Origin of the sequence: Proteus sp. G2300, assembly GCF_009915965.1 — a bacterium.
Taxonomy (GTDB): Bacteria; Pseudomonadota; Gammaproteobacteria; order Enterobacterales; family Enterobacteriaceae; genus Proteus; species Proteus vulgaris.
Genome location: NZ_JAABNK010000025.1, coordinates 312,496 through 329,282 on the forward strand (window position 1 = coordinate 312,496; position 16,787 = coordinate 329,282).

14 protein-coding genes are annotated in these 16,787 nt (G+C 37.4%); 9 read left to right on the forward strand and 5 right to left on the reverse strand.

What is annotated here, in order from left to right; translation table 11 throughout:
- Positions 1-241: 241 nt before the first annotated feature.
- Positions 242-1,366, reverse strand: coding sequence for a YcbX family protein (locus GWI97_RS17415; protein ID WP_036938050.1), 1,125 nt, complete (start codon positions 1,364-1,366; stop codon positions 242-244).
- 107 nt (positions 1,367-1,473) lie between these two features.
- Between GWI97_RS17415 and rlmKL the strand changes: the two genes are divergently transcribed.
- The 7 genes from rlmKL to rmf all read left to right on the forward strand — a co-directional run bounded on the left by rlmKL (position 1,474) and on the right by rmf (position 10,285).
- Complete coding sequence (gene rlmKL / locus GWI97_RS17420) at positions 1,474-3,588, forward strand: bifunctional 23S rRNA (guanine(2069)-N(7))-methyltransferase RlmK/23S rRNA (guanine(2445)-N(2))-methyltransferase RlmL (protein WP_087803591.1); 2,115 nt, start codon at positions 1,474-1,476, stop codon at positions 3,586-3,588.
- 6 nt (positions 3,589-3,594) lie between these two features.
- Positions 3,595-5,526 (forward strand): ABC transporter ATP-binding protein, encoded by a 1,932-nt coding sequence (locus tag GWI97_RS17425; RefSeq protein ID WP_087803589.1) that lies wholly within the window; start codon positions 3,595-3,597, stop codon positions 5,524-5,526.
- 91 nt (positions 5,527-5,617) lie between these two features.
- Positions 5,618-6,907, forward strand: coding sequence for a membrane integrity-associated transporter subunit PqiA (pqiA, locus tag GWI97_RS17430; RefSeq protein WP_036938039.1), 1,290 nt, complete (start codon positions 5,618-5,620; stop codon positions 6,905-6,907).
- Complete coding sequence (pqiB, locus tag GWI97_RS17435; protein ID WP_036938037.1) at positions 6,900-8,552, forward strand: intermembrane transport protein PqiB; 1,653 nt, start codon at positions 6,900-6,902, stop codon at positions 8,550-8,552. Before pqiA ends, pqiB begins: the two co-directional genes overlap by 8 nt.
- Positions 8,552-9,124: a membrane integrity-associated transporter subunit PqiC gene (gene pqiC, locus GWI97_RS17440; RefSeq protein ID WP_036938031.1), complete on the forward strand. Its 573-nt coding sequence runs from the start codon at positions 8,552-8,554 to the stop codon at positions 9,122-9,124. The genes pqiB and pqiC overlap by 1 nt, the downstream gene beginning before the upstream one ends.
- 100 nt (positions 9,125-9,224) lie before the next feature.
- A complete protein-coding gene (locus tag GWI97_RS17445; protein ID WP_036938028.1) occupies positions 9,225-9,638 on the forward strand; it encodes an ASCH domain-containing protein in 414 nt (137 codons plus the stop codon).
- A gap of 476 nt (positions 9,639-10,114) precedes the next feature.
- Positions 10,115-10,285 carry a ribosome modulation factor gene (gene rmf, locus GWI97_RS17450; protein WP_023581348.1) on the forward strand — a complete coding sequence of 57 codons (171 nt, stop codon included), beginning with the start codon at positions 10,115-10,117 and terminating at the stop codon, positions 10,283-10,285.
- Between the two features lie 340 nt (positions 10,286-10,625).
- On the opposite strand, the gene fabA is transcribed toward rmf, so the two are convergent.
- On the reverse strand, positions 10,626-11,144 hold the full coding sequence (fabA, locus tag GWI97_RS17455; protein ID WP_023581351.1) for a bifunctional 3-hydroxydecanoyl-ACP dehydratase/trans-2-decenoyl-ACP isomerase: 519 nt from the start codon (positions 11,142-11,144) through the stop codon (positions 10,626-10,628).
- 83 nt (positions 11,145-11,227) lie between these two features.
- Positions 11,228-12,970: an AAA family ATPase gene (locus GWI97_RS17460; RefSeq protein WP_036938024.1), complete on the reverse strand. Its 1,743-nt coding sequence runs from the start codon at positions 12,968-12,970 to the stop codon at positions 11,228-11,230.
- Positions 12,971-13,332: 362 nt separating this feature from the next.
- Here GWI97_RS17460 and matP point away from each other — a divergent pair, with 362 nt between their 5' ends.
- Positions 13,333-13,794 (forward strand): macrodomain Ter protein MatP, encoded by a 462-nt coding sequence (matP, locus tag GWI97_RS17465; protein ID WP_036938021.1) that lies wholly within the window; start codon positions 13,333-13,335, stop codon positions 13,792-13,794.
- Positions 13,795-13,949: 155 nt separating this feature from the next.
- Here matP and ompA read toward each other — a convergent pair whose 3' ends face one another.
- Both ompA and sulA read right to left on the reverse strand, forming a co-directional pair.
- The gene (ompA, locus tag GWI97_RS17470; protein ID WP_036938019.1) at positions 13,950-15,041 is read right to left on the reverse strand and encodes a porin OmpA; all 1,092 of its coding nucleotides are present in this window, start codon (positions 15,039-15,041) and stop codon (positions 13,950-13,952) included.
- Positions 15,042-15,390: 349 nt separating this feature from the next.
- Complete coding sequence (sulA, locus tag GWI97_RS17475; protein ID WP_161752158.1) at positions 15,391-15,942, reverse strand: SOS-induced cell division inhibitor SulA; 552 nt, start codon at positions 15,940-15,942, stop codon at positions 15,391-15,393.
- 229 nt (positions 15,943-16,171) lie between these two features.
- Between sulA and GWI97_RS17480 the strand changes: the two genes are divergently transcribed.
- Positions 16,172-16,780 (forward strand): TfoX/Sxy family DNA transformation protein, encoded by a 609-nt coding sequence (locus GWI97_RS17480; protein ID WP_036938016.1) that lies wholly within the window; start codon positions 16,172-16,174, stop codon positions 16,778-16,780.
- Positions 16,781-16,787 lie beyond the last annotated feature (7 nt).

Genomic DNA, 16,787 nt, shown 5'->3' on the forward strand with positions numbered 1-16,787 from the left:
TTTTATCGTTACACATTATTTATAGCATTCTAAAAAAAAATTCACTCTAAACAATACTCCCCAAAATCAAATCTTCATTACTCTCTTTTTGTGATCTTTTTCTAAAAATAAAATAAGCTTATTGATAATTCATCATTAAGTTCTTAATGAGATAATTCTTATTAAATAAACTGTTTTATTTAAAATAAAAAAAGAAGGTAAGTAAAAATTACCTTCTCTTAATTTGTGATAAAGATAAGTGTTATTTTTTATTAAGTGAAAGTTTTACATTACCGTTAGGAACACAGCTACAGGCTAAAATTTTACCTGAACGTTTAATTGCACCGGCTTTTAATGCATTAACATCACCTTCATCTAGTTGGATAACACAAGAGCCACAAAGGCCCGCTCGGCAACTATAAGGAATAGCATAACCATTATTTTCAAGCTGTTCTAATAGAACTTCTTGGTTATTACCTTCGAAAATCTCACCGTTAAATTCAATACTGACAGACTGTTCTTGTGTATTTTCAATAATAGGCGTTGATTGTGTTTCAACAGGAGTCGTTACAAGATACTGTTTCGCTTCTTTATAAGCTAATACCTCAACAGTATCTCCCACCCGAATAATACCCGTTTGACGAATGATGATATTTTGACCAAAGTCGACATCACCAGTTTCATCACTACGGAATGTTTGCAGTGTTGCAAGTGGTTCTGTGTTAGGATGTTTAACGCCTTCATCAATACTAATTGTGGTCATGATACAACGGCTACAAGGTTTTATCAGATCCATCACAACAGAGCCAACACGAATAGTTTGCCAAGTATCTTCTTCAAAAGGCTTTGCACCTGTTATGAGGATATTACCTCGAAATTGCTCAATATTAATTGAAGCGGGGCAACGCTGTTGTAAGTATTGAAATGAGGCTTCATTAAGTAATAAGTAAGGATAACCATCAGCGAAAGAAACAGCGGTTTCTGGATTTTTTTTCACTCGGCGTGTCGATTTTTCGCCAGTCCAACGAAGTTGAACATCCATTTTTAAATAATGACTGAACCACTGATTTATTTCATCTGGCGCCACATACGCGGTAAAATGGTTGCCCCAAACTTCTGTCGGTTGCAATGTGGTCTCAAAATCTTGATAGGTGATAGCAATACCCTCACCATCAGGGGCTTGAATATAAATACCATTTGCCATGACAGTAGGGATAAAACACAGCAAAACGGGAAATTTTCGTGCCGTGATAAACGTCCCTTCAGGGGTGGTTATCATAAAATCACGATCAAACGTGAATCCGCTCTCACGAGCAAATGCATGAGAAAGCCGAATTCCCTTCATTGATTTAACTGGGTGTATATAAAGGCGTGAAACGTTGATCATCGGTGCTCCCAAAAGACATTATTATTTTTTATAGCCAGTAACTTTATGACAACGTAATACAATTAGCTATAATGCCCAACAATTTTATTTTAGGTGGTAACAATACTATGCGCTCTCTGTTTGCCAGCACAGGCCGAGGTCTGGAAGAACTATTAAAATCTGAACTTGAACACTTAGGTGCTCAGGCTTGCCAGATAACACAAGGCGGTGTTTATTTTCGTGCTGATGATAAAACCATGTATCAGTCTTTACTTTGGAGTCGTTTAGCGTCACGTATTATGTTGCCGTTAAATGAATTCAATGTGTATAGTGATTTAGACTTATATCTTGGTGTGCAGGCAATTGATTGGAGTGAGATTTTTACTGTTGATCAGACTTTTGCTATCCATTTTAATGGCACGAATGACATTATTCGTAATAGCCAATATGGTGCATTAAAAGCGAAAGATGCCATCGTTGACTCATTTCAACGTAAAATAGGGCAACGTCCTGATGTGGCTAAGCAATCTCCTGATATTCGCTTAACTATTCATCTGCATAAAGAAAAAGCATCACTCTCTTTAGACTTAAGTGGTGATGGTTTACATCAACGTGGTTATCGTGATCTAACCGGACAAGCACCTTTAAAAGAAAATTTAGCGGCTGCGATTATTATGCGTTCAGGTTGGAAAACGGATACACCATTAATTGACCCTATGTGTGGTTCAGGAACATTATTAATTGAAGCTGCTATGATGGCTTCGGATTGTGCTCCAGCATTAAACCGTGTGCATTGGGGCTTTCGTCATTGGCTAGGCCATGATGAAGCATTGTGGAAAGAAGTCACTCATGAGGCTTTTACTCGTTTTCGTGAAGGCAAAAAGAATACCACTGCCCGTTTTTATGGTTTTGATGTTGATAAACGTGTGTTGGATATGGCTAGAGCCAATGCGCGCCGGGCTGATGTTGCTGATTTAATTACCTTTGCGCATGGTGATGCGGCAAAACTGGCTAATCCTGTGTCAGCTGAAGTAAAAGGAACAATTATCAGTAACCCACCTTATGGTGAGCGTTTAGAAAGTGAGCCCGCACTAATTGCACTGCATAGTCAATTAGGAAGAGCTATAAAGGCACACTTCCCAGGCTGGCGATTATCGCTATTTAGTGCATCACCTGAATTATTGAGTTGTATTCAATTACGAGCAGAGCGCGAGTTCAAAGCAAAAAATGGTCCTCTTGATTGTGTACAGAAAAACTATTTACTTTCTGATACTCCATCAATGATTAATACCGGGCTTGCTGAAGATTTTGCAAACCGTTTGCGTAAAAATGAGAAAAAACTCGCGAAATGGGCAAAACAACAGCAAATTGAATGCTATCGCTTATACGATGCTGATTTACCTGAATATAATGTTGCTGTAGACCGTTATGGCGAAAAAGTGGTTATTCAAGAATATGCACCACCTAAAACCGTTAATGAACATAAAGCACGCCAACGTTTGTTTGATGTTATTAGCGCTACGATGGAAGTATTAGTATTACGTTCTGATCAACTGATTTTAAAAACTCGTCAACGCCAAAAAGGTAAATTACAGTATGAAAAAATGGCCGAGAAGGGTGATTTCTTTTTAGTTAATGAATTTGGTGCAAAATTCTGGGTAAATCTTACAGATTACCTCGATACAGGACTGTTTTTAGATCACCGTATTGCACGAAAAATGCTGGGTGAAATGAGCAAAGGAAAAGATTTCTTAAATCTCTTTGCTTATACCGGTACTGCATCTGTACACGCTGGGATTGGTGGTGCAAAAAGTACGACAACCGTTGATATGTCACGTACCTACCTTGAATGGGCTGAGAAAAACTTCCAAGCAAATGGCCTATCAGGTAGACAACATCGTTTAATGCAGGCTGATTGTTTACAATGGCTAATGCAAAGCAATGAACAATTTGATGTAATTTTTATCGATCCCCCTACGTTTTCTAACTCAAAACGTATGGAAAATACCTTTGATGTTCAACGCGATCATATTGAATTGATGAAACATCTAAAACGTTTGTTGAGAAAAGGTGGCACTATCATGTTCTCAAATAACAAACGTGGGTTCAAAATGGAACATGACGAGTTAGCAAAAATAGGATTATCCGCAAAAGAGATAACACAGAAAACATTATCACAAGACTTTGCGCGTAACCGCCAAATCCACAATTGCTGGCTGTTAACTCATGCTGGTGAGGAATAATTTACAATGCCGTTAATTAGTTTGACAGGGGCTTATTTATCTTTCAGTGATGCCCCTCTATTAGATAGCACCGATTTATTTATTGAAGAAAATGAACGTGTTTGCTTAGTGGGGCGCAATGGCGCAGGAAAATCAACGTTATTAAGAGTGCTATCTAAAGAGCAACCTTTAGACGATGGCCAAGTTGTTTATGAACAAGATTTGGTCACAGCACGCTTACAGCAAGATCCACCAAGAGATATTGAAGGTACTATCTTTGATTTTGTGGCTGAAGGTGTTGAAGAAGATGCCAAGTACCTAACGGAATATCACCATATTTCAAAACTGATTGAGACAGATCCATCTGATAAAAATCTTAATCGTATGGCGCAACTGCAAGAAGTACTTGATAGCCGTAACTTGTGGTTGCTTGATAGCCGTATTGCAGAAGTACTCGAAAAATTAGGTTTAGACGGTGACTCCGATCTTTCTTCTTTGTCAGGTGGGTGGTTAAGGAAAGCCGCATTAGGGCGTGCATTAGTTAGCGCACCAAGAGTTCTTTTTTTAGATGAACCGACAAACCACCTTGATATTGAAACGATCCTTTGGCTTGAGAAATTTTTAAAAGATTTCCAAGGTAGCATTGTGTTTATTTCCCATGACCGTTCATTTATTCGAAATATGGCAACCCGTATTATCGACCTTGATCGAGGCAAACTCTCTTCATGGCCAGGAAATTACGATAAATATCTTGAGAGTAAAGAAGAAGCTTTACGTGTTGAAGAACAACAAAATGCAGAATTTGATCGTAAATTAGCGCAAGAAGAAGCTTGGATACGTCAAGGAATTAAAGCACGACGTACTCGTAATGAAGGTAGGGTACGTGCTTTAAAAGCACTGCGTGTTGAGCGTAGTGAACGCCGTGAAGTGTTAGGCAGTGCGCGTATGCAGGTCGAAGAAGCAACTCGCTCTGGTAAAATTGTATTCGAGCTAGAAGATGTTAATTACAGCATTGGAACTCGTAAGTTAGTTCATAATTTTTCTGCCAAAGTACAACGTGGTGACAAAATTGCGCTGGTGGGACCAAATGGGTGCGGTAAAACGACGTTATTAAAACTGATGTTAGGTGACTTAAAAGCAGACAGTGGTCGAGTGCATTGTGGTACTAAGCTTGAAGTAGCTTATTTCGATCAACACCGTGCCACACTTGATCCGGACAAAACCGTGATGGATAACCTTGCTGAAGGTAAGCAAGAAGTCATGGTTAATGGTCGACCTCGTCATGTATTAGGTTATTTACAAGATTTTTTATTCCCACCTAAGCGTGCTATGACACCTGTTCGGGCACTTTCTGGTGGCGAAAGAAACCGTTTATTACTGGCTCGTTTATTCTTAAAACCAAGCAATCTTCTTATTCTCGATGAACCAACCAATGATCTTGATGTTGAAACATTAGAGTTATTAGAAGAGCTTGTTGATGCTTATCAAGGTACGGTTTTACTGGTCAGCCATGACCGTGAGTTCGTTGATAATAGTGTCACAGAATGTTGGATCTTTGAAGGTGATGGCGTTATTAACAGTTATGTTGGTGGCTATTACGATGCTCAGCAACAAAAAGCACAAACAGTTTCCTTGAGAAATGAACAAAATAAATCACGTAATGCACCAGAAAAAGCTGAAAAAGAAGCCAAAACTAAAGATAGTGCTAAAAAGAGCACCCGTAGTGGCAATAAGTTAAGTTATCATTTAATGCGCGAACTTGAACAACTGCCCGCTAAGCTAGAAAGTTTAGAAACACAGTTAAGTGCGTTACAAGAAGAAGTGAGTGCTCCAGACTTTTTTACTCGTCCCCATGAGGAGACGGAAAAAGTCCTAAAAACACTTGCTGATAAAGAGCAAGAGCTTGAAGCCGCTTTTGATAGATGGCAAGAGCTAGAAATGATGCAGAACGGTGAATAAATAGCCAGTCTAAGACGGGGCATATTGCCCCGTTTTATTTTCTGGATTAAATATTCTTTTATTGATCATTAAAAAAATAAGAGGTGTCGCTGTGTGCTCTGGTCAACAACATCGTCATGAACATAAACATAAGCAAATATTATGTCCTCAGTGCGATCTGGTGGTCAGTGTTCCCGAATTAGTGCAAGGAACCAAAGCAACATGCCCACGTTGCCACACAATGCTAATTGCACGTTGGCGACAGCCTTTTTATCAACCTGTTGCATTGGCAATTAGTGCATTATTTATGTTACTGATGGCAAGTCAGTTTACGTTTGTTAGCATGGAAGTTGCTGGTATTGCTAATAATGTGACATTGATGCAGATCCCAAGTGTGATGTTTAGTGAAAACTATATCGAGCTGGGGGCTTTTTTCTTACTATTTGTCCAAATTGTGCCTGCTTTTTGTATGGTAGCAATCTTATTGCTGTGTACACCAATCAAACTACCTAGAAAACTGCAAATCTGGTTATCTCGCATTTTATTCCAACTTAAATCATGGTGTATGGCGGAGATTTTTCTCGCGGGTATTTTAGTCAGTTTTGTCAAATTAATGGCTTATGGTGAGATTGGTTTAGGGTTAAGTTTTTTACCTTACGTTTTGTATTGTTTATTTCAAATCCGTGCTTTTCAGTGTCTTGATAGACATACACTATGGGAGAAATTAGAACCTCGCCCTGATTACCCAAATATTGAATCAGGTAAATCAGGATTAAAACAAGGTGTGAGATTATGTCGCTCATGTACTGCGATTTTACCGGTTACACAATATGAATGTAGTCGTTGTGAAGTTAAAGGGCATGCCCGAAGACCAAAAAGTTTGCAATGGACAGTATCATTATTGATTACGTCACTTATTCTTTATATCCCGGCTAATTTATTACCTATTATGGTGACCGAATCACTAGGTAATAATATCTACTCTACAATTATGGCTGGGGTGATATTGTTATGGGAAGATGGCTCTTATCCTGTTGCGATGGTGATATTTATCGCCAGTATTATGGTGCCAAGTTTAAAAATGGTCGCTATAGCTTGGCTGTGTTGGGATGCACATAAATCAAAAGGTAAAAGAGATCCTGCTAAAATGCATTTTCTCTATGAAGTTGTTGAATATGTAGGGCGTTGGTCAATGATTGACGTCTTTGTTATCGCTGTTTTAGCTTCATTAGTCAGAATGGGACGTCTGATGAGCATTTACCCAGATTTTGGTGTAGTGCTATTTGCAGTGGTTGTTGTATTAACTATGTTCTCTGCAATGATGTTTGATCCTCGGTTGACGTGGGACAAATGTACAGCCGATGATGATAAATCGAAGATTAAGGAGCCTAAGGGTGACTGAAAAGAATGAAACTGCTTTAACAGAAGCAAAAATTAACAAACTAAAAAGCTGGTCTCCAGTTTGGATCATACCACTTGTCACTTTATTGATCGGTGCATGGATACTTTATTATCATTTCAGCCATCAAGGTCCAGAAGTTACCTTAATTACTTATAATGCTGAGGGCATTGAAGCCGGTAAAACGAAAATTAAAAGCCGTAGTGTCGATATTGGTTTAGTCGAAAGTGTCACTCTCGACAGTAATTTTAGTCGCGTTATTATCAATGCGCGCCTTGATACAGGCATGAATGAACTATTACGGTCAGATACCGCTTTTTGGGTTGTAAGACCGCAAATAGGTAAAGAAGGGGTAACGGGTTTAGGTACTTTGCTTTCTGGTGCCTATATTGAATTGCAACCAGGTTTAACCGGTAAAGAGAAAGAAGAATTTGATCTTCTTGATGCCCCACCTCTGGCCTCACCTGATGCAAAAGGTATTCGTATAAATTTGGTGAGTGAAAGAGCTGGACAGTTAAATGCGGGTGATCCTGTTTTATTCAGAGGTTACCAAGTTGGCTCTGTTGAAACCAGTGAATTCAACATTGATAGCCGAGACATGCATTATCAACTTTTCATTAAAGCACCTTATGACAAAATGGTGACATCCAATGTTCGCTTCTGGAAAGATTCGGGGATTGCTTTTGATATGTCTTCATCTGGTGTACGTGTTGAAATGGCGTCACTTTCTACACTCTTTAGTGGTGGTGTAAGTTTTGATGTTCCTGCGGGCTGGTTGCCTGGTGAACAAATTGCACCTAAAACAGAATTTAAACTCTATGATAATGAAAAGAGCATTCAAAACTCGTTATATACGGATTATCGCAGTTATATCATGTTTTTCTCTGATTCTGTAAGAGGGTTACAAGCTGGAGCACCTGTAGAGTTCCGAGGAATTCGAATGGGGACGGTTGTTCAAGTGCCTTATTACACAAAAGGTATGCAACAATCACTAGATAAAGATTTTCGTATTCCAGTGCTGATCCATGTCGAACCAGAACGTTTTGCCAATGATGTTGGTGAAAGTTTTGATTTCGTCAAAGAGCTCTCTACCGCCTCTAATAATGGGCTAAGAGCCTCATTAAAATCAGGCAATCTTTTAACGGGCGCTCTATATATCGACCTTGATTTTTATCCAGATGAAAAGAAATGGGAAGGACCTCGTGAGGTTGCAGGCTTTCAACAAATTCCTACTGTAGGGTCGGGGTTAGCGCAAATTCAGCAAAAAGTGATGACATCGCTTGATAAGATCAACAATCTTCCTGTTGAACCGATGCTTAAAGAGATGACAGCAACCTTATCTGAAAGCCAAAAAGCGGTAATGGAAGCAAAAGAAACACTAAAAGCATTGAATGCCATGATTGGTAGTGATGAATTTAGAAATCTTCCTAATGATATTCAACAATCATTAAAAGAGATCAATCGTAGCATGCAAGGATTCCAGCCAGGCTCTCCTGCATACGGAAAAATGATCGATAATATGCAACAGCTTGATCAGGTTTTAAGAGAAATGCAACCTTTATTGAAAACACTGAACAATAAAAGTAATGCATTAATTTTTGAAGCGAAGGAAGGTAAAGATCCAGAACCAAAGAGGGCTGAAAAATAATGAGATACATCATTGGGATATTTGTTTTGATGTTAACGGCATGTTCAAGCCAAACTGAGAAAACCTATTATCAGCTACCTGATATTTACCAAACAGGGGTATCAGAACAAGTCACGACCATACAGTCAGCGAAAAAGCCTCAAATTTGGGTTCAGCCGATCCGTTTGTCCAATATGCTGGTTAATGCTGGTATTGTTTATCAAACAACAGATATTAACTATACCGTAGCAAATCAGCATTTATGGATAAATCCGCTTGATCAGCAATTACAGCAGAACCTCATTTCGGGTTTAACAAAAGCATTACCAGGAACGGTTGTTGCCAACCAACCGATTGAAGATAATTTGGCAAAATTAACAGTTACGGTTAATTACTTTCAAGGTCGTTATGATGGGCAAGTGATCATTTCTGGTGATTGGATTTATACTGAAAATAGCAAAGTGATTAGTCAGCCATTTTCTCTAGTGCTAACACAAACAGAAGATGGTTATCCCGCTTTAGTCCGTACATTAGGACAAGGCTGGGAGCAGGTTGTTTCTGATATTGCGACAACAATTCAAGCTCAATACTAACTGACTTAGTCTCACATTTATTAAACCCAATATTCTCTTAGATAATGGCTAAGTTGAGTATTGGGTTTTGTTTATTTAAAAGAAAAACAAAGGAAATAATATGTTAGAAAAACTTAAAAAGAAATATCCAACGGCAATCAGTTGGTCATTTGGTGACAGTGAACAATTAGCTGATGAACTTGCTACATTAGTGATAGAAGGTAAGAAGACAGTAACCTGTAGCTCATTAAGTGGTTTTTTTAGTGATAGTGTTATTCCTGTCATTGGTGGTTTTAGCATTATTCTCAATAGTCATAACCAGCCTGTATGTGTTATTCGAACACGCTCTTTATGGTTAATGCGCTTTAATGAAGTCACTGAAGATCTGGCTAAAAAGGAAGGTGAAGGCGATTTAAGTTTGGCATATTGGCAAGAAGGGCATAAAGCATTTTTTAGCCGAGAAGGCAGTTTTTCAGAAGATATGGAATTGGTATTTGAAGAGTTTGAATTAATCGAAGTATGTAAGAGGCATTAATCGCCTTTTTTATCTTCGATTATGGCTAATCCCTTAATAAAAAAAAGGTAATTAAAACGAGTTTACTAGAAAGAAATAAAAATAGAGCAAAAAATCATATTGATAAATCAAGCTATATATTGACATAAATTTAAAAATAAATATTATTTTATCTTATTTAATTTATTGATTACATAAAATAAAAATAATTGTACATTCTAAAGATTTTAAATAAATATGTTGAATATCAATTTGTTATTTTTATTTTTTTGATGGTCTTTAAATGCGACAGATAAATTTTTAATTTAAACGTTAAATAAAAACAAATAGTAACAATGGTTACTTTATTTAATGTTGGCTTGACATCACAAATATGACATTTGTATTAACTTCTTTACTTGCTTAAATGCTCAATAAAGCGTATCAATTTATAGGTGTTGTTGAAAAAACAATCACTATCTTTCCGCTTAAACTTAGAACGTGAGGGTTGTCTAGATATGAAAAGACAGAAACGAGATCGTTTAGCTAGAGCATTATCGAAAGGTTATCAAGCTGGTATGCAAGGCCGTTCAAAAGAACTTTGTCCCTATTTCGCGATTGATGCGCGTTCACATTGGCTGGGAGGCTGGCGACAGGCCATGGAAGATCGCCCGAGTCTGGTAAAATAAATAACCCGTCGTAGTGAAATAAACAATAGTGATATTAAATATAATCACTAAATTTTGCCGACGAAAAAATAAGGGTTATTTATATATTTCTGTGTTTACATTGAACACAGGACAATTTGAGTATAAATAACAAACAGTAGTTATAAATTGAATACAAAAAGGCTTGCATACTCTGCGAGCCTTTTTACATTATATTGGCATTATTTTTTATTCGGTTGTGTTTATTTTCTTTAAATCTTTTTTTATAAGGAAAATAAATATGTTATTAGCACAGATAAAAAAATACCGTATATTTTATATTACACGGTATTTTTATAATAAATTATGGAAAGCATTGATTTTAGAATGCAGTTGTATCTTTAAATAAGCCAACTTTTAAATCTTTTGCTTCATAAATCAGCTTACCATCAACATACACTTCACCGTCGGCAATACCCATAATCAGTTTACGATTGATAACACGTTTGAAATCAATTTTATAGGTAACTTTTTTGGCAGTCGGTAATATTTGCCCAGTGAATTTAACTTCACCTACACCAAGAGCTCGGCCTTTTCCTTCACCACCAAGCCAGCCAAGATAGAAGCCAACAAGTTGCCACATGGCATCAAGGCCTAAGCAACCCGGCATCACAGGATCATTGACGAAATGACAATCAAAGAACCATAAGTCGGGCTTGATATCGAATTCTGCTTCGATAAAGCCTTTATTATGGGTGCCGCCATCTTCAGTCATTTTAATGATGCGATCCATCATTAGCATATTACCAGACGGCAGTGGTGGGCCATCTTGGCCAAATAATTCACCACGGCCTGAAGCAATGAGGTCTTCTTTAGAATAAGATTCGCGTTTATCAACCATTGTCTATATAGCCTTTATCAAGTGTAAGACAACAGAATAGCTTACACTTGTACGCTGAACAACTCCGATCACTTGAAACAGAATTATCTGAATAGACGTAAGAACCAAGGCAATTTAGGTCTATCTTGATTATTTGCGAGTGTTATGCGGTCATGGATCACAGCTAACAAGTGTGCATCAGATTGTTCTGGCTCACATTGTTCTTCATAATATGGCTGACGAGTCAGTAATGTTATAGCTTCAGCGACATGTGTTACAGGCCAAATATGAAATTTTTCTTCTTTGACAGCTTGTTGAACACTTTCATTGAGCACTAGATGGCGAATATTCGCGAGAGGAATAATCACACCTTGTGATCCCGTTAATCCTCTTTGCTGGCAAATATCAAAGAACCCTTCGATTTTTTGGTTTACACCACCAATAGGTTGAACCTGACCAAATTGATCAACAGCACCCGTCACTGCAATTTGCTGATCGATAGGTTGTAGTGCAAGTGTGCTAATTAATGCACACAGTTCAGCGAGAGAGGCACTATCACCATCTACTTCACCATAAGATTGCTCAAAGACAATAGAAGTGCTAAATGGTTGTGGTTGGTCCAAACGTAATTCTGAGTTTAAGTAAGCTTGCATGATCATCATTCCTTTAGCATGAAGATTGCCACCAAGCTCCGCTTTACGCTCAACATCAGTAAACTCACCATCACCAATATGCGCGACACAAGTTATACGTGTTGGTTCACCAATTAAATCAGGATAACCAGGGTAGTCTAAGACAGAAAGCCCATTGATTTGGCCAACAGCTTCACCTTCTGTTTGTATCATTACCTGATCTTGTAAAATTTCATCACGGCTACGTTCTAATAGATAACTATGTCGCCATAAGCGATTCTCTTCTGCTTTTTTTAGCGCATCTGCATTTAAATAAGCATCATGATTAAAACGTATGGCATAACGGAGTTGACGTAAGATCCACTCTAAATCTAAGCTCAATATCAATTGATCTTCATGTTGTCTTGCCGCTTGTGTTAATAAGACTTCCCAAGCATCTGCTGATAAAGAAGGAAGGCGATATTTTTGGCACAATGCATTTACAAAGCTACACCATTGAGAAAGTGCTTTTTCGTCTTCTAAATACATATCGTATTCATATTCGCCATATAAAGCTGTGCTACTGAGTTCAGGCTCCATAAATTCAAGCTCTTCAAGGCTCAGTCTATCGCCAACTAAAATCACTCGCAGATTGAGTGGCATACTTTCAATGGGTAAAGGTAATGACTGGTTATCATTCCAGATAAGCCATTCAAAGCGTTGCGATTCAACCATTTTTTTCAAGCGGAACCACATCAATGGTTGAGCTAATAAAGATTTAATGGAGAGAACGAGAATTCCACCATTAACTTTATGTAATAGGCCTGGGCTGACAGTGACATTATCTTTATGATGATAGAAAGAGCCAAACAGTTGTTCGGGTTCTATCCACTGGCAACAAGTAATAGATTCTGATGATGAAAATGTACCTTGTACATTTTCTTGCCAATAGATTTTATTTGATTCTGCTTGATAGGCACCAATCACCGGATAGGTTTTGATCTCTGCTTGCGTTAATGTGTCTGTCAGCATATCAAAGTAAGCGCTAGAATCATCAGCTTTTAAGAGCATAAATTGACCGGGTTCTGCATTATTTAGCCATTGTAGGCTTTCGTACAGGCGAGGTTGAACCTCACGAAGTAGAGATGCAGGTAATTGAGACGCTGTTTGAAAGAAAGTCTGGTAGGAGGCGTAATCAGGACGTAACGCCTGCCATTCTAATTCGTTGTTTTTCAAGGTTACCGTTTTTATTATTGGTTAGTGAAAAGTGATTTATTAGATACCACTATAAGTGGGTATCTATCCTGCAATAAGACGGTTCTTTAACTGTCATCAACTGCATAGGCAGGGAATATGTATCGCTATTACCTTATAACAATAAGCTAATAAATAAGTTATTAGGTTTTATTATAGCGACGCTCGATTCTATCATAACGTGCTCAGAAAACTATCCCTTATCAAGCTTGTTATTAATTGATAAAAAAGATTATCCAAAATATCTTCGCTTATAAAATAGGCAAAAAATTTCGGTTCAGTGGCAGTATTTTTGTAAAATTGTTGATATGCTAGTGGATAGTTACGTTGTCACGGGGATTTGTATGAAATATCAACAATTAGAAAATCTAGAATGTGGCTGGAAATGGGCATATCTCGTCAAAAAACACCGTGAAGGTGAGTTAATTACCCGTTATATTGAAAAAAGCGCGGCTGATGAGGTTATTGAACAATTATTGCTTATCGAATCACAACCATTAAAAGTTTTAGAATGGATAGATTTGCATATGAATCCTGATTTATCCAATAAGATGAAACAAACTATTCGTGCTCGTAGAAAGCGGTATTTTAATGCAGAGCACCAACATACACGTAAAAAATCGATAGATTTGACGTTTAAAGTTTGGCAACGTTTATCCGCTTTATCACAACGTCGAGGGATCACATTATCAGAAACGATAGTGCAATTAATTGAAGATGCGGAAAGAAAAGAGCAATACGCATTAAAAGTACATAGTTTAAAAGATGGCTTAATTGAGCTATTAGAAAGAGATAAAAATAAATAATCAATATTTATTGTTTTATATACATTAACGGCCCATCTTCATCTTGTGATATTTCATACCCATTTCGTTTTGGGTATTTTTTCTTCCTATAAAGAAAAACCCTGCCAATGGCAGGGTTTTGAATTCATCAACAGTAGATTATTCTACTATCTGAATTATTGACCAGGTTGAACAACAACTTCAGTTGTACCTTGGATTTCGATTTCAACACGACGGTCTGGCGCTAAGCAATCGATCAGAGCTGAACGAGCTTTAACGTTGTCACATGTGTTGCCAGTAACTGGGTTTTCTTTACCACGACCTTCTGCAGAGATGCTGTTTGCAGGGATACCTTTAGATACCAGGTAATCAACTACAGATTGAGCACGTTTTTCTGACAGAGGCAGGTTGTAGTTTTGAGAACCGATACGGTCAGTATAACCAATAACAACTACACGACCTTGAGTTGGGTCGATGTTAGCCAGTTCATTGTACAGACCATTCAGAGCTTCTTGACCTTCAGTTTTCAGCGTAGATTTGTTGAAGTTGAACAGAACATCTGAACGCAGAGTAAAGGTTTTGTTCTCTACAACTGGCGCTGGAGCTACAACTGGTGCTGGAGCTACAACTGGTGCTGGCGTTTCTTGGTTGAAACGGTAAGCAACACCAACACTCAGCATGCCGTTATCTGGACGCGCATTCAGAGTACCTTTATCACCGATGTTGTTGATCCACTGATATTCAACACGGGTAGCGATGTTTGGAGTGATCGCGTACTCAGTACCTAATGCAAATACTGGAGAAACGCCAGTATCGTTATTAGAGAAACGTTCTTGTTTTGGAGATAATGAAGTCGCGTTTTTAGTTGCAGAAGAATCTGCACGCCATACCATACCACCTAAACGAGTATAAACGTCTAAGTCTTCCATTACTGGATAACTTAATTTAGTGGTTAATTGGATACCTTGTGCACGGAATGCACCATTGTCATATGAACCTTTATAAGTCATACGACCTAACCAATCATAACCCAGTTCAAAACCTAAGTATTGGTTGTACTGATAACCAGCAAATGCACCTGCACCTAATTGATCACGGTGAGTGTTACCATTACCGATAGAAGTACCATCAAAATGGTTGCTAGTACCTTGGTATTGAGACCAACCTAATTTACCACCGGTATACCAGGTATTGTCTTTTGGAGCTGCTTGCGCTGCAGTTGCGAAAGCTGCCACTGCCACTGCTAATGCGATAGCTGTCTTTTTCATTTTTACGCCTCGTTATCATCCAAGTTAGGCATTTGGCTTTAAGCCTTATTATTTGCCCTTGGTTAAATTATTGTTAGGAATCCAATACTTTCATCAAGTGATGATCCCAAAAAACGGGATTTAAAGCATAACCTTAACGACATAAAGTCTACAATGAACTTAAAAAGTTACAAGTAATCCTTTAAAATTCGACTTAAAATTTTAAAAAGATCTGCTTAATTCCACAATGGGGAAGATTCTGTATTTTTGTTAAATTCATTGTAACTATATGATTTAGGTTATAAATACTTTTCACTTATCTTAAATGATACAAGGGGGTCCTTAGTATTAGGAAAACTCTTAAATTTCACTAATGGTAGTGAATTGAATGAATTTTTACGGAATTCAAATGTCGTTTAGATGTATTAGTACTTTCTAAATGGATATTTGTATTCATTTGCTGCCTCATAATAAGGCCTAAGCTTTTACCTTTACTGGCAGCAGATTCTAATCTTTTCATCTCTTCTGGCGATATTTCTGGTAACCAACCGAGAACGACACTGTAATTACCACTCATTAATGCTTTTTCCATAAAATCAACTGTGTTTATCATATTTATATAATTTAATTGGATTATTTTATTAAGTGGTAATCCTGCATTTTTCAGCCAAGAGCGATTAAGTTTTTGTTGTGGGTTTAGCCACAATAACCAACGTGATTCATGGCTATACTGTTTCAATAATGGCAAGAGAATATGATTAATGACGAGAGGATTTTGGTAGAGAAGTTCACTTACCATGCCTTGTTTATTATCACTATCAGAAGTACCCCTTGCTGAAGGGATAGATAGAGGTAATACCTCATTAGAGATCTCTTGGAGAATGGTATTTTGTCTTGTCGGAGATGATGTTGAGATTTTCATGTTTACCTCTGCCTATATGTACTGTATGAATATACAGTATCTCTAAATTTCGCTTAAATCAAGCTCAATTTTTTGAAAGTTCCTCTCAAATTTTATGTAAATTCCTATTTTTGAGTCGCTAACTGTTGGCAATAAAAAGGAAATTCTTTATTGTCTTTTTCGTGATGTTTTATGCATGTTTTTGAATTCAAGGATAAATTTTTAATCTAAAGTTTGTATCGGAGTTTTAATGTCATTTTTACCTGAGCAACGGAAGGCTCATTTGCTATCGCGTATTGCGAAATATGGAGAGTTAACAATAAAGTCGCAATTTGGTGGTGTTAGCTTAATGATCGATAATGTTATGTTTGCTATTACGTCTGATAATGAGCTTTATCTAAAAGGAAGTGATTTTTTGGAAACGCTTTATAAAGCAACGAAAATGGAAGCCTATATTTATCTAAAAAAAGGAAAACCAATAACATTACGTTATTATCAAATTACGGATGCTTTATGGGAAAATCAGAAAAAATTAGATCAATATATTGATTTGTCATATCACTACAGTATTCAAGAGTATTTAGGCCAACGAAAAAAACCATGTCGAATAAAAGATTTACCTAATTTAGGCGTTATTTTAGAGAAAAGGCTAAGCCAAATTGGTGTTAATCAGGTCGAGGAGTTACGGCTTATTGGAGCTAAAGCGTGTTACTTAAAGTTAATGCGCAATCATAATTTAAAAAATAGTGAACTTTTACTTTCATTAGCTGGGGCAATAGTAGGGTGTCATCGTTCAGTGTTACCCAACCAGCTTAAAACAGAATTATTGGATTGGTATGACGAGTTATCTTTTCAATAAGATAAAA

Coding starts and splice junctions, on each gene's coding strand:
- GWI97_RS17415 (WP_036938050.1), bottom strand. CDS start 1,366: ATGATCAACGTTTCACGCCTTTATATACACCCAGTTAAATCAATGAAG.
- rlmKL (WP_087803591.1), top strand. CDS start 1,474: ATGCGCTCTCTGTTTGCCAGCACAGGCCGAGGTCTGGAAGAACTATTA.
- GWI97_RS17425 (WP_087803589.1), top strand. CDS start 3,595: ATGCCGTTAATTAGTTTGACAGGGGCTTATTTATCTTTCAGTGATGCC.
- pqiC (WP_036938031.1), top strand. CDS start 8,552: ATGAGATACATCATTGGGATATTTGTTTTGATGTTAACGGCATGTTCA.
- GWI97_RS17445 (WP_036938028.1), top strand. CDS start 9,225: ATGTTAGAAAAACTTAAAAAGAAATATCCAACGGCAATCAGTTGGTCA.
- rmf (WP_023581348.1), top strand. CDS start 10,115: ATGAAAAGACAGAAACGAGATCGTTTAGCTAGAGCATTATCGAAAGGT.
- fabA (WP_023581351.1), bottom strand. CDS start 11,144: ATGGTTGATAAACGCGAATCTTATTCTAAAGAAGACCTCATTGCTTCA.
- matP (WP_036938021.1), top strand. CDS start 13,333: ATGAAATATCAACAATTAGAAAATCTAGAATGTGGCTGGAAATGGGCA.
- ompA (WP_036938019.1), bottom strand. CDS start 15,041: ATGAAAAAGACAGCTATCGCATTAGCAGTGGCAGTGGCAGCTTTCGCA.
- sulA (WP_161752158.1), bottom strand. CDS start 15,942: ATGAAAATCTCAACATCATCTCCGACAAGACAAAATACCATTCTCCAA.
- GWI97_RS17480 (WP_036938016.1), top strand. CDS start 16,172: ATGTCATTTTTACCTGAGCAACGGAAGGCTCATTTGCTATCGCGTATT.